This is a genomic window from Streptomyces sp. NPDC002004 (assembly GCF_053593975.1).
Map to the genome: position 1 here is coordinate 273,576 of NZ_JBSFDP010000006.1, position 12,244 is coordinate 285,819.

Consider the following 12,244-nt stretch of genomic DNA (forward strand, 5'->3'; position numbering starts at 1 on the left):
TGTAGTTCGCATCCAACCACGTACGGTCGGACGGCCGCTCATTACCCATGGGTTACCCAGCGGCGGGGGGCATCAGCCCACCACGTGACAGCACCCGGGCCAGCGCCTCCACGACCTCGGGCTGGTAGTCGTGGCCGGTGGCCAGCCGCAGCCGCTCCAAAGCCGTGAGCGGCCCCCCGGGGCCCTGTTCCCGGGCCAGCTCGTCGTATGCGTTCGCCGCCCGGACGATACGGGCGGTGAGAGGCTGGTCGCGGTACGGGTCGGCCTGCTGCTCCACGACGACGGCGACGTCCGCCTCGACACCGGTCTGGCGTACCACCGCCCCGCCCAGCAGGGCGATCCGGCGCTGCTCGTCGGCCGGCAGGGAGCAGGTGGCGCCCGCGGGCACCGGGTCGACGAGCGAGAGCTGGCCGATGTCGTGCATCAGGGCCGCGTACTCGAGCACGGTCAGGTCGGCCTCGGACAGGCCCAGGTCGCGGCCGACGGCGCGGCTGAGCACGGCGACCCGGCGGGCGTGACCGGGCGGGGTGTAGCCGGCGATCTCGGTGGCCCGGGCGAGTGAGGTGATGGTCTGGCGGTAGGTCGTCCGCACGGCCGCGTACCGCCGGAAGGAGAGCTGCGTGAGCAGCAGCGGCAGGCTGAAGACCGGCAGCGCCCACAGGCCCGCCACGGCGACCGCGAGAGCCATCACGGCCCCCGTCGCGCCGACCGCGGAGCCCACGCCGATCATGGCGCGCAGCTCGTCCCTCAGCAGCGGCCCGAAGGGCCAGCCGGTGCGGGCCCGTGCCGTCGCCGCGGCGAGCACGGCGTCGCAGAGGGCCGTGAGGGCGAGGATCGCCACGATCCACAGGGCGTAGCGGGGGCCCTGCCCGACCCACCCGGCCAAGGTCCCCGCGTTGTAGAGCGGTTGGAAGCACGCCGCCGCGAAGCCGACGGTCAGGACGCGCCGGGCCATGTGGTCGGAGCTCGGGCCGTGGCCCAGGGCCACATGCGGCACGCAGCCCACGAGGGCGCCGGCGACGACGACGGCGACCACCTGGAGCACGCCGTGATGGGTGGCCCGGCCGGCCTCCTCGCCCAGCAGGGCGTAGGCGAGGGCCCCGGCGGCGGCCAGCGGGGCCGGCTCCCGGTCCTTGCCGCTCCCCCACCGTGCCAGCTCGCCGACGGCGACGAGGGCACCGAAGGCGAGGGCGACGGGGCCCTCGGCCATCCCGTACCAGAGGGTGTGGGCGAGGGCCGCGAGGGCGAGCAGGGCGGCGGAGCCACGGACGACGAGGAGGACTCCCCGCGCCCCGGGGCCCTGCGGCGGCGCGGGGGCGGGGCGCTCGTCGAAGGACGTCACGTCGGGGTCTCCGCCGGGGCGCGCCGGGGAGCCGTGACGTTTCCGCCCGGGGCGTCGGAGGTGACCGTGGGGTGCCAGCCCTGGTGGGCGAGGGCACGGACGAGGGCCTGGACCATGTCCGGATCGAACTGGGCGCCCGCGCACCGTTCGAGTTCGGCGACGGCCGTCGCCACGGGCCGGGCGCGCCGGTACGAGCGGGTCGACGTCATCGCGTCGAAGGCGTCGGCGACGGCGACGATCCGGGCGAACTCGGGGATCTGGCCGCCGACGAGTCCGTACGGGTAGCCGCTCCCGTCGAGCCGCTCGTGGTGGTGCAGGATCGCCGCCCGTGCCTCGCCGAGGAACCCGATGCCGCGCACCATCTCGTGCCCGTACTCGGGGTGCAGTTCGATGACCCGGCGTTCGTCCGGCGTCAGCGGCCCTTCCTTGCGCAGCAGCCGGGTCGGTACGCCGAGCTTGCCGACATCGTGCAGGATCCCCGCGAAGCGCAGCGCCTCGACGCGGTCGTCGGACATGCCGAGCTCCTGGGCGATCATCACCGACGCCCGCCCCACCCGCTCGCTGTGCCCGCGGGTGTACCCGTCCTTGATGTCGACGGCCTGCACGAGCGCCCGGATGGTCGCCTGGTGGGCGGCCCGCTCCCGGTGGTACTGGGCGAACACCCAGCAGGAGATGTACATGGGGAGCAGCACCGGCAGTGCGGCGACCGGGCCGTACGGGCTGCGCCACAGCACCGCCATCATCAGCCCCGCGAGGCCGTGCACGACGACGGGCGCCAGGGCGCGGGAGAACAGCCCCCGCCAGGCGGACCGCAACGGCACCCGTTCGGCGGTCGCGAGGATGCCTCCGTCGAGGGCCGTGAGCACCGCGCAGAACACCAGCACGGCGGCTCCCGCGGGCACCAGCGCGTACGGAAAGTCCGGCAGCTCCCCGAGTCCGGTCCCGGACAGCGCGCCCAGCACGTCCGCCGAGGCCCCCGCCTCCGTCCCGCCCAGGGTCGCCGGCCCGCCGAGCGCCCCGTACGCCCCGGCGGCCGCGCCGGTGGCCAGCGCGAGCCGGCTGGCGTGCCACACCCGGCGTACCCGTCGGGGCCGCTGCTCCACCCGGGCGATCAGCGCGCCCGGCACCGCCACCAGCGCGGCCGCGCCGGCCGGCAGCAGGAACGCCCCCGCGAGCAGCACGGGGAGGAACGTGCCCATGCCGGTGGGGGCGTGTCGTCCGAGCAAGCGGCAGCGGGGCACCTGCTCGCAGCCGGCGTACAGCGCGGCGAGCAGCGCGACCGCGCCCCATGGCGTACGCGGACCGAGCGCGGGGGCCACACAGGCCGCGCCGCCCAGCGTGACGCACAGGATGTAGGCGCGAGCCCACGGCGGCAGCATCCGCATGGCGCACTCCTCCCCCTGGCCAGGGCCGCCGGGAGAACTCCCGGGCCGGACAAGCCCGTTCAGCACCCGGAGGATAGAGGGGCGGGCCCGGCGCAGGGGGCGGCATCGACGTATTCGCCGCACCTCGCGTTCCCGGATTAGCACATTCGAGTGAAAGTGAAAGCGGGCCGCGACGTGTGTCACGACCCGCTGTATGCCTCTTCGACCGGGAAGGGACCCGCTGCCCGGCAGGTCCGTACGGTGTCAGGCGCCCTCGGCGCTCGCCGTCACGTCCTCGTCGGGGGGCGTCTGTCCGGAGCGGATCAGTTCGATGCGCCCCATCACCTTGGCCCGCAGGTCGCCGGGCACGTCGTCGTGCCCACAGCACCGCTTGACCAGCTTCTTGACGGCCTGCTCGAGGCCGTACTTCTCCAGGCAGGGCGAGCACTCCTCGAAGTGGTGCTCGTACTTGCTGAAGTCGCTGTCGGGCATCTCATGGTCGAGGAACTCGTAGAGATGATCGAGTACCTCACCGCAGTCAGTCTCGTGCGGCTCTCCGCAGCTCATGAGCCCGAGCCTTTCGTTCCGTTCGACTCTCCGGCACCGGCCGGGACGAGGCCGCGCTCGCGCGCGTAGTCCTCGAGCATGCCACGCAGTTGACGGCGGCCCCGGTGGAGCCGGGACATCACCGTACCGATGGGTGTCCCCATGATGTCCGCGATCTCCTTGTACGCAAATCCCTCGACATCCGCCAGGTAGACGGCGATGCGGAACTCCTCGGGGATCGCCTGCAGCGCTTCCTTCACGTCCGAGTCGGGCAGGTGGTCCAGCGCCTGCGACTCGGCGGAGCGCAGACCCGTCGACATGTGCGACTCGGCCCGGGCGAGCTGCCAGTCCTCGATCTCCTCCGCGGCGCTGCGCTGGGGCTCGCGCTGCTTCTTGCGGTAGGAGTTGATGAACGTGTTCGTCAGAATCCGGTACAGCCACGCCTTGAGGTTGGTGCCCTCGCGGAACTGGTGGAACGACGCGTACGCCTTCGCGTAGGTCTCCTGCACCAGATCCTCGGCATCGGCCGGGTTGCGCGTCATGCGCAGGGCGGCCGAATACATCTGGTCGAGGAACTCGAGCGCGTCCCGCTCGAAGCGCGCGCTGCGCGCGGCAGCGGTCTCCTCGGGCTGCTCCGCCTGGCCGTGATCGGCCCCTGCGTCGGTCCCAGTGACCGGACCCACCTCCTCGAACGACGTGGCGAGGCCGAGACCGACCCCACTCGAATCGGAGGATAGACGACGATCCGGTCCGACCGCCGCCCGAATAGGAGCGGCCTTGGGCGCGTGCAGCACCGACCAGTCCAGGTCGGCGGCGCTGCGGCGGCTCGGGCAGATGGTCGAACCCATGCGGCGGACTCCCTTTCGGACGAAGCGTTCACCGGTACTCGCGTCAGCACCGTCTGCCGGTGTCAACAGTGCCCCGGCGCGCCGCATTCCCGGGCTGGAGCCCTGTCGCGATCCCTTGCTAGCTCCGCAGTCCGCCGATCCACGCGGCGACGCCGTCGGTGATGATCCGCACCGCCTCGTCCTGCCCGATGTCCGCCCGCTTCGGCACGGCGAAGCCGTGGTCGGCGCCCGGGACCTCGACGAGGTCGTACGGGCCGTCGGGGAACTCCTGGGGTCTGCCGAACGGGTCGTTGCCGCCCTGGACCACCAGAGTGGGCACTCCGGCGCCGAGCAGTTCGTCCGCACGGGACTTCTCGGGCCTGCCCGGGGGATGCAGGGGGAAGCTGAGGGCGAGCACGGCGTGCGCGCCGAGCTCGGCCGCGGTACGGCAGGCGACGCGCGCGCCCGCGCTGCGGCCTCCGGCGATCACCGGGAGCCCGGGGGCGGCCAGTGCGGGCCACACGCCCCGCCAGCCGGTGTCCAGGGTCTTCGGCGCCGGGGCCACCTTCTTGCCGGCCACCCGCCACGGCTGCTCGACCCGGGCGACGGTCACGCCGTGCGCGGGCAGCTCGGCGGCAAGGGCCACCAGGTCGCGCGCCTCGATGCCGCCGCCCGCACCGTGGCTCACGGCCAGGACGAGGCGGGGCCGCCGCGCCGGGTGCCAGGTGACGCGGGCGGTGCCCGCCTCGGTCGCCACGTCCACGGTCTCGGTTTCCACGGTCTCGGTGCGTGTCACAGGTCAAGCATCCAGCGCCCGCCGCCCAGCAGCGAGCACAGCGACACGGTGTGGAAGAGGAACAGCCACATGGCCGCGGGCACGTGCGTGAGCCGCGAGAGCTGGTCCGCGTCCGAGTCGCCCGCACCGCCGCGCCGCCGCTTGCTCTGCAGCTCGAAGGCCGGGCGCACGCCGCCGAGCAGCAGGAACCACACCACCGCGTACGCGAAGGCGGCCTGCACCTGGGGTCCGGTGAGCCAGGAGACGAGCAGGAACGTGCCGCCGGCGAGGACCACGGTGAGGGCGCCGTAGGCGTTGCGGATCATCACCAGCATGGCGACGAGCAGCGCGGTGGCCGCCCACAGCAGGGCGGTGACGTGGTGCGCTGCGAGCAGCGCGGCGCCGCCGAGACCGAGCAGCGGGGGCGCGGTGTAGCCCGCGGCGGCGGTGAGGATCATGCCGAGGCCGGTGGGCTTGCCGCGGCTCACGGTGAGGCCCGAGGTGTCCGAGTGCAGGCGGATGCCGTCGAGGCGCCGTCCGGTGAGCAGCGCCACCAGGCCGTGACCGCCCTCGTGGGCAATGGTGATCGCGTTCCGGGACAGCCGCCAGACGGGCTGCGGGAGGACGGCCGCGAGGGCGACGACCGCCGTCGCGACCACCACCCAGGTGTCGGGGTGGGGCTGGCTGCCGAAGACGCGGTCCCATATGTCGGCGAGGGAGGCGCTCGCCGGGGCGCTCTGCATGGTGTCCATATGTTCGGGCGGCTCCTCGGTGGCGATCAACAGGTGCCGGCGCGCAGCGCCGTCGTTGAGGGCGGTGGTCGGGGGGCGGGCGGAAGTGGCAGTGTGGCACTCATGTGCGGACGGTATGCATCGAGTCGTAGGCCCGAGGATCTCTCAGGCATTTTCGAGGTCGAGAAGTGGGAGCCCGAGGAGACCCTGGCCCCGGACTACAACGTGGCTCCGACCAAGGAGGTCTACGCAGTCCTGGACCGTCCCGTGAAAGACGCGGAAAGCCCGGCTCCGGTTCGCCAGCTGCGCAAGCTGAAGTGGGGGCTGGTGCCGTCGTGGGCGAAGACCCCGGAGGGCGGCGCCCGGATGATCAACGCGCGCGCGGAGACCGTGCACGAGAAGCCCTCGTACCGGCGTGCCTTCTCGGCCCGGCGCTGCATCCTGCCCGCCGACGGCTACTACGAGTGGGTCACGGACGCGGCGGAGCGCGAGCTGGAGGTCGAGGGCCGCAAGAAGCGGCCGCGCAAGCAGCCGTACTTCGTGACCCCGGCGGACGGGTCCGTCTTCGCCATGGCCGGTCTGTACGAGTTCTGGCGCGACCGCACCCTCCCCGACGACCATCCCCAGGCCTGGTGGGTGACCTGCTCGGTGATCACGACGGAGGCCGAGACGACGCCGCTCGCGGTGGCCCCGGCCGAGGGTCCGCGCTCGCTCGCGGACATCCACCCCCGGATGCCGCTGATGCTTACGCAGGACCGCTGGGACTCCTGGCTGGACCCGGCCCGCACGGACCCCGACGACCTGCGCGCCCTGCTGGCGCCTCCGCCGCCCGGCCTGATGCGCGCCTATCCGGTCTCGACGGCCGTCAGCAATGTGCGCAACAACGGCCCGGAGCTCCTCAAGGAGCTCGCCGCTCCGGAGGAGGGCACGCTCTTCTGATCCCCGGTGCCCCGGTCAGTCGGTCCCGGTGCCCCGGTCAGTCGATCCCGGTGCCCCGGTCAGTCGATCCCGGTACCTCTGCCAGTCGATCCCGGTGCCTCCGTCAGTGATCCGGATACGGCCCTACCAGAGCGCTGTTTCGGTCCGGTTTCGGCATGTTTGATCAAGATCTGGCGCCCTGGTCAGCCACTACAGTGGGGCGCATGACCGAAACCCGAGCACACACCCCCCTCTGGACCGCCCCGCACGCGAGCGGAGCCGTCGAAGCGACGGTCCACGTGCCCGGGTCCAAGTCGGTCACCAACCGCGCCCTCGTGCTCGCGGCCCTGGCCGCGGAGCCCGGCTGGCTGCGCCGCCCGCTGCGCTCCCGCGACACGCTGCTGATGGCGGGCGCGCTGCGCTCCCTCGGTGTCGGCATCGAGGAGCAGGTGTCCTCCAGCTCCTCCGGCTCCGCCCCGGACGCCGGCGAGGCCTGGCGTGTCATCCCGGCCGGACTGCACGGCCCGGCCACGGTCGACGTCGGCAACGCCGGCACGGTGATGCGCTTCATGCCGCCGGTCGCCGCCCTGGCCGACGGGCCCGTGCGGTTCGACGGCGACCCCCGTTCGTACGAACGGCCCCTGAACGGCGTGATCGACGCGCTGCGCGTCCTCGGCGCCCGTATCGACGACGACGGGCGCGGCGCGCTGCCGCTGACCGTGCACGGCGGCGGCGCGCTGGAGGGCGGTCCGGTCGAGATCGACGCGTCGTCGTCCTCGCAGTTCGTCTCGGCGCTGCTGCTGTCCGGCCCGCGCTTCAACCAGGGCGTCGAGGTGCGCCACATCGGCAGCTCGCTGCCGTCGATGCCGCACATCCGGATGACCGTCGACATGCTGCGCGCCGCGGGCGCCCAGGTGGACAACCCCGAGTCGGGCGGCGAGCCGAACGTCTGGCGGGTCACCCCGGGCGCCCTGCTCGGCCAGGACCTGACCATCGAGCCGGACCTGTCGAACGCCCAGCCGTTCCTGGCCGCCGCCCTGGTCACCGGTGGCCGCGTCGTGATCCCGGACTGGCCGGAGCGCACCACGCAGCCCGGCGACCGGCTGCGGGAGATCTTCACCGAGATGGGTGGTTCCTGCGAGCTGACCGACCAGGGCCTGGTGTTCACCGGTTCGGGCTCGGTCCACGGCATCGACGTGGACCTGAGCGAGGTGGGCGAGCTGACGCCCGGCATCGCCGCCGTCGCGGCGCTCGCGGACTCGCCGTCGACGCTGCGCGGCGTGGCGCACCTGCGCCTGCACGAGACGGACCGGCTGGCCGCGCTCACCAAGGAGATCAACGAACTCGGCGGCGATGTCACCGAGACCGCCGACGGTCTGCACATCCGTCCCCGCCCGCTGCACGGTGGCGTGTTCCACACCTACGACGACCACCGCATGGCCACCGCCGGCGCGGTCATCGGCCTCGCCGTCGACGGGGTCATGATCGAGAACGTCGCCACGACGGCGAAGACCCTCCCGGACTTCCCCGACCTGTGGACCGGGATGCTCGGGAACTGACGGGCGGATAGATCATGCGCCGCTACGGCAAGCACACCGACGAGGACGACATCCGGACCCGCCCCAACCGCAAGGGCAACCGGCCGCGCACGAGCATCCGCCCCAAGCACGAGGACGCCGCCGAGGGCATGGTGCTCACCGTCGACCGGGGCCGGCTGACCTGTCTGGTCGACGACCGCGTGGTCATGGCGATGAAGGCCCGGGAACTCGGCCGCAAGGCAGCCGTGGTGGGCGACAAGGTCCATATCGTCGGCGACCTGTCCGGCGCGAAGGACACCCTCGCGCGGATCGTCCGGATCACCGAGCGCTCGTCGGTGCTGCGCCGCACCGCGGACGACGACGATCCGTTCGAGCGCGTCGTCGTCGCCAACGCCGACCAGCTTGCCGTCGTCACCGCCCTCGCCGACCCGGAGCCGCGCCCCCGGCTGATCGACCGCTGTCTGGTCGCGGCCTACGACGGCGGTCTCGAACCGCTGCTCGTCCTCACGAAGTCGGACCTGGCACCGGCGGACAAGCTGCTGGAGACGTACGAGCCACTGGGCGTCCCCTATGTCGTCACGTCCCGCGAGGAGTTGGAGAACGGCGACGCGGCGCACCGGGTGCGGGAGTTGCTCCAGGGTCGCGTGACGGCGTTCGTCGGGCACTCCGGCGTCGGCAAGACGACGCTGGTCAACGCACTGGTACCGGAGGAGCGGCGGCGCACGACGGGGCATGTCAACCGGGTCACGGGCCGCGGGCGGCACACCACGACGTCGGCGCTCGCGCTGCCGCTGTACGGCACCGACGGCTGGGTGATCGACACCCCGGGCGTGCGGTCGTTCGGGCTGGCGCACGTCGACCCGTCCCGGGTCATCCACGCCTTCCCCGACCTGGAGCCGGGCACGGAGGGGTGCCCGCGCGCATGCAGCCACGACGAGCCGGAGTGCGCGCTGGACGAGTGGGTGGCGGGCGGCCATGCCGATCCCGCACGGCTGCACTCGCTGCGCAGGCTGCTCGCGACGCGGGAGCGCCACGAGGGCGACTGATCCGGCGCCCCGGCGGCGGACGCACGGTCTTCGGGAAGGGTTTCCGGGGCGGTGCGGGCAGGTCCGAGGGCGGGTGACCGGGCCTGTGGGGCCGGGGTGACCAGAGTCGTGGGGCCGTGGGTGACCAAGTCCGTGGGACCGGCGTAACCAGGCCCGTGGGGCCGGTTGGCCGTGCCGGTCGTTCCGTGGCCGCCTGCCTGGCGGTGTTTCAGATGCCCTCGCGCAGGTAAGTGCATAATCGCATCAAGCCTGATCCAAGTCAGACGAAGCGGTCACGACACAGAGACGCGCACATGGGGACGCGGGAGGCATGTACATGGCGTGGCTGCTGGTCATCGTGGCCGGACTGCTCGAGACCGGCTTCGCGGTCTGCCTGAAGCTCTCGCACGGTTTCACCCGGATCTGGCCCACGGTCGCCTTCGCGTGCTTCGCGCTCGGTTCCTTCGGTCTGCTCACGCTCGCCCTCCGACGCCTCGACGTCGGCCCGGCGTACGCGGTGTGGACGGGCATCGGCGCGGCCGGCACCGCCATCTACGGCATGGTCTTCCTCGGGGACCTGGTCTCCGTACTGAAGATCGTCTCGATCAGCCTCGTGATCATGGGTGTCATCGGACTGCAGCTGTCGGGCTCGGCGCACTGACCTCGTGACCGCGCCGGACCCGCGCGGACCGGCACTCCTCGCCTCCCGTCACGGACGGCAGGCCCGGTGCGGCTGGACGAGCGCGGACTTCACGAGGTCCGCGACCCTGCCCTCGTCGGGCGGGGCCGCCACACAGGACAGCGACAGACGGACGGCGAGCTCACAGGCCCGGGCCAGCCCGGCCAGCTCGGCCTTGGTCGCGCCGGGCGCCGAGAGCGCCACGACGGCACGGTCCCTGACCTGCGCGATCAGCTCCAGGGGCGAAGGAAGCGGGCCGTCGGCGCGGCGCTGCGCGGGCACCGCCGACGAGGACGGCACCGCGGAGAGGATCGGCGCGGGCAGCCGTTCGCTCCACTGACCGGTCAGCATCGCCCTCAGGAGCGCACTCCGGCGGGCCGCCGCCACCGTCCACTCCGCTGCCGCCGCGAGCCGTTCACCGGGGTCGCCCTGGCTCGCGAGCACGCGGTCGACGCCCGCCAGATAGGCGTCGCTCTCGCGCCGCACGAGCGCCCGGGCCAGCCCGTCCTTGCTGCCGAACTCGTTGTACAGGGTCTGCCGGGAGACTCCGGCGACGGCGGCCACGTCGACCATGCGCACCGCGGGCCACGGGCGGCGGGCCAGCGCCGTCCAGGCCGCGTCCAACAACGACTCCCGCGCTGCAGGCATCCATGCCTCCCCGGCCGAGCGGCTCCGGTCCAGAGTTGACTCGGGCCCGGGGACTGTCAAGGGGAGCGGAAGGCGTGCGGACGGGCGCCGGCGCGCACACCCCACAGGGAGGCGACGGCGCCGTACGGGCCGTGTGGCCGGGGCGCGGAGGAGATCGATACTGTGCCTACATGCCCGACTATCTCGATGACCTGCGCCTTGCCCATGTCCTTGCGGACGCCGCCGACGCCGCGACGATGGCCCGCTTCAAGGCCCTCGACCTCAAGGTCGAGACCAAGCCGGACATGACGCCGGTGAGCGAGGCCGACAAGGCGGCCGAGGAGCTGATCCGCGGCCAGCTCCAGCGGGCGCGGCCGCGCGACGCGGTCCTCGGCGAGGAGTACGGCATCGAGGGCACGGGCCCGCGCCGCTGGGTCGTCGACCCGATCGACGGCACCAAGAATTACGTACGCGGCGTCCCCGTCTGGGCCACCCTGATCTCCCTGATGGAGGCCGGCGAAGGGGGCTACCAGCCGGTCGTGGGCCTCGTATCGGCGCCCGCACTGGGCCGCCGCTGGTGGGCCGCGAAAGGCCACGGCGCGTTCAGCGGGCGCAGCCTGTCCTCGGCCGGGCGGCTCCAGGTCTCCCGGGTCGGGCGGCTGTCCGACGCGTCGTTCGCGTACTCCTCGCTGACCGGCTGGGAGCAGCAGGGCCGGCTCGACGGCTTCCTGGACCTCACGCGCGCGGTGTGGCGCACGCGCGGGTACGGCGACTTCTGGCCCTACATGATGGTCGCCGAGGGCTCGGTCGACCTGTGCGCCGAGCCGGAGCTGTCGCTGTGGGACATGGCGGCGCCCGCGATCGTGGTGACCGAGGCGGGCGGTACGTTCACCGGGCTCGACGGCCGCCCCGGCCCGCACAGCGGCAACGCCGCCGCGTCGAACGGCCTGCTCCACGACGAGCTGCTGGCGTATCTGAACCAGCGGTACTGAACACCGGCGGTCCGGAGCAGAGCCGCACGGAGCACGGGCGGTACACGGCATGCGCCCCACGAGGTACGGGCGCGGATGCCGCCCCCACCACACGGCACCGAGGCACGGTTGCACGCAGCACCGGCGGTACACGGCAGGTGCTGCACGAGGCTCCGGCGGCACGGAGCACAGAGGAGCCTGTGCACACCAGGGCGCCCGGACCGGCGCTCCTGAGACTCCTGAGCGGCGCGGGTCGTATTTTTACGCGCCCCTCAATTGGCTTCTACCAGCCCCTTGTTGACGGCGGGCGGGAATGCGACTCTGAAAGTCCCCCCACTTGTGAACTTGTGAATCCGTTCTCGTTGAACCGTTGAACCGTTGAATCCGCACCGTCGGGGCCTCGCCCCATGCAGGACGGGCCGGAACGGCGGGCGGTCGCAGCGGGAACGGGGCCGCAAGCATCCGTCAAGGAGGTGGCTCCATCCATGCTCGTCCGTGACGCCATGAGCACGGTGGTCCTCACCATCGGTCCCGCCCATACGCTCCGCCAGGCGGCGCAACTGATGTCCGCGCGCCGCGTGGGCGCCGCCGTGGTCCTGGACCCCGACACCTATGGAATCGGCATCCTCACCGAGCGTGACGTGCTCAACTCGGTGGGACTCGGCCAGAACCCCGACCGCGAACTCGTCCACGCCCACACCACCACCGACGTGGTCTTCGCCGCGCCGTCCTGGACGCTGGAGGAGGCGGGGCGTGCCATGGCGCACGGCGGCTTCCGCCATCTCATCGTGCTGGACGACGGCGAGCCCGTCGGCGTCGTCTCGGTCCGCGACATCATCCGCTGCTGGGCCCCGGCGCGGCAGCACGCACCCGCCTGACGGCGGCGAGCACGGCAAGCACA

General features: G+C 72.8%; 13 protein-coding genes. 6 read left to right on the top strand and 7 right to left on the bottom strand.

Going from position 1 to position 12,244, the window contains the following annotated elements; all coding sequences use genetic code 11:
- Positions 1-52: 52 nt before the first annotated feature.
- The 6 genes from ACWCP6_RS13320 to ACWCP6_RS13345 form a co-directional block, all read right to left on the bottom strand.
- On the bottom strand, positions 53-1,342 hold the full coding sequence (locus ACWCP6_RS13320) for an HD-GYP domain-containing protein (protein ID WP_450932514.1): 1,290 nt from the start codon (positions 1,340-1,342) through the stop codon (positions 53-55).
- Positions 1,339-2,727: an HD-GYP domain-containing protein gene (locus ACWCP6_RS13325; RefSeq protein WP_450932515.1), complete on the bottom strand. Its 1,389-nt coding sequence runs from the start codon at positions 2,725-2,727 to the stop codon at positions 1,339-1,341. Before ACWCP6_RS13325 ends, ACWCP6_RS13320 begins: the two co-directional genes overlap by 4 nt.
- 243 nt (positions 2,728-2,970) lie before the next feature.
- A complete protein-coding gene (gene rsrA / locus ACWCP6_RS13330) occupies positions 2,971-3,273 on the bottom strand; it encodes a mycothiol system anti-sigma-R factor (protein WP_450932516.1) in 303 nt (100 codons plus the stop codon).
- The gene (locus ACWCP6_RS13335) at positions 3,270-3,935 is read right to left on the bottom strand and encodes a sigma-70 family RNA polymerase sigma factor (RefSeq protein ID WP_450932582.1); all 666 of its coding nucleotides are present in this window, start codon (positions 3,933-3,935) and stop codon (positions 3,270-3,272) included. The genes rsrA and ACWCP6_RS13335 overlap by 4 nt, the downstream gene beginning before the upstream one ends.
- A 283-nt stretch (positions 3,936-4,218) precedes the next feature.
- The gene (locus tag ACWCP6_RS13340) at positions 4,219-4,875 is read right to left on the bottom strand and encodes an alpha/beta hydrolase family protein (RefSeq protein ID WP_450932517.1); all 657 of its coding nucleotides are present in this window, start codon (positions 4,873-4,875) and stop codon (positions 4,219-4,221) included.
- Positions 4,872-5,606, bottom strand: a complete 735-nt coding sequence (locus ACWCP6_RS13345; protein WP_450932518.1) for a M50 family metallopeptidase — start codon at positions 5,604-5,606, stop codon at positions 4,872-4,874. Before ACWCP6_RS13345 ends, ACWCP6_RS13340 begins: the two co-directional genes overlap by 4 nt.
- Before the next feature lie 102 nt (positions 5,607-5,708).
- Between ACWCP6_RS13345 and ACWCP6_RS13350 the strand changes: the two genes are divergently transcribed.
- From ACWCP6_RS13350 to ACWCP6_RS13365, 4 genes are all read left to right on the top strand, one after another.
- Positions 5,709-6,524 carry an SOS response-associated peptidase gene (locus ACWCP6_RS13350; protein ID WP_450932519.1) on the top strand — a complete coding sequence of 272 codons (816 nt, stop codon included), beginning with the start codon at positions 5,709-5,711 and terminating at the stop codon, positions 6,522-6,524.
- Between the two features lie 203 nt (positions 6,525-6,727).
- Complete coding sequence (gene aroA, locus ACWCP6_RS13355) at positions 6,728-8,062, top strand: 3-phosphoshikimate 1-carboxyvinyltransferase (protein WP_450932520.1); 1,335 nt, start codon at positions 6,728-6,730, stop codon at positions 8,060-8,062.
- Positions 8,063-8,076: 14 nt separating this feature from the next.
- A complete protein-coding gene (gene rsgA, locus ACWCP6_RS13360; RefSeq protein ID WP_450932521.1) occupies positions 8,077-9,087 on the top strand; it encodes a ribosome small subunit-dependent GTPase A in 1,011 nt (336 codons plus the stop codon).
- Between the two features lie 316 nt (positions 9,088-9,403).
- Positions 9,404-9,727: a DMT family transporter gene (locus ACWCP6_RS13365; protein WP_450932522.1), complete on the top strand. Its 324-nt coding sequence runs from the start codon at positions 9,404-9,406 to the stop codon at positions 9,725-9,727.
- A 48-nt stretch (positions 9,728-9,775) separates the two neighbouring features.
- On the opposite strand, the gene ACWCP6_RS13370 is transcribed toward ACWCP6_RS13365, so the two are convergent.
- Positions 9,776-10,393: a TetR/AcrR family transcriptional regulator gene (locus tag ACWCP6_RS13370; RefSeq protein ID WP_450932523.1), complete on the bottom strand. Its 618-nt coding sequence runs from the start codon at positions 10,391-10,393 to the stop codon at positions 9,776-9,778.
- Positions 10,394-10,563: 170 nt separating this feature from the next.
- Between ACWCP6_RS13370 and hisN the strand changes: the two genes are divergently transcribed.
- Both hisN and ACWCP6_RS13380 read left to right on the top strand, forming a co-directional pair.
- Positions 10,564-11,364: a histidinol-phosphatase gene (hisN, locus tag ACWCP6_RS13375; protein WP_450932524.1), complete on the top strand. Its 801-nt coding sequence runs from the start codon at positions 10,564-10,566 to the stop codon at positions 11,362-11,364.
- Between the two features lie 464 nt (positions 11,365-11,828).
- Complete coding sequence (locus ACWCP6_RS13380; RefSeq protein WP_450932525.1) at positions 11,829-12,221, top strand: CBS domain-containing protein; 393 nt, start codon at positions 11,829-11,831, stop codon at positions 12,219-12,221.
- Positions 12,222-12,244 lie beyond the last annotated feature (23 nt).

Bases quoted from the DNA above. Each gene is read 5' to 3' on its own strand.
- ACWCP6_RS13325 (WP_450932515.1), bottom strand. From the start codon at position 2,727: ATGCGGATGCTGCCGCCGTGGGCTCGCGCCTACATCCTGTGCGTCACG.
- rsrA (WP_450932516.1), bottom strand. From the start codon at position 3,273: ATGAGCTGCGGAGAGCCGCACGAGACTGACTGCGGTGAGGTACTCGAT.
- ACWCP6_RS13345 (WP_450932518.1), bottom strand. From the start codon at position 5,606: ATGGACACCATGCAGAGCGCCCCGGCGAGCGCCTCCCTCGCCGACATA.
- ACWCP6_RS13350 (WP_450932519.1), top strand. From the start codon at position 5,709: ATGTGCGGACGGTATGCATCGAGTCGTAGGCCCGAGGATCTCTCAGGC.
- aroA (WP_450932520.1), top strand. From the start codon at position 6,728: ATGACCGAAACCCGAGCACACACCCCCCTCTGGACCGCCCCGCACGCG.
- rsgA (WP_450932521.1), top strand. From the start codon at position 8,077: ATGCGCCGCTACGGCAAGCACACCGACGAGGACGACATCCGGACCCGC.
- ACWCP6_RS13365 (WP_450932522.1), top strand. From the start codon at position 9,404: ATGGCGTGGCTGCTGGTCATCGTGGCCGGACTGCTCGAGACCGGCTTC.
- ACWCP6_RS13370 (WP_450932523.1), bottom strand. From the start codon at position 10,393: ATGCCTGCAGCGCGGGAGTCGTTGTTGGACGCGGCCTGGACGGCGCTG.
- hisN (WP_450932524.1), top strand. From the start codon at position 10,564: ATGCCCGACTATCTCGATGACCTGCGCCTTGCCCATGTCCTTGCGGAC.
- ACWCP6_RS13380 (WP_450932525.1), top strand. From the start codon at position 11,829: ATGCTCGTCCGTGACGCCATGAGCACGGTGGTCCTCACCATCGGTCCC.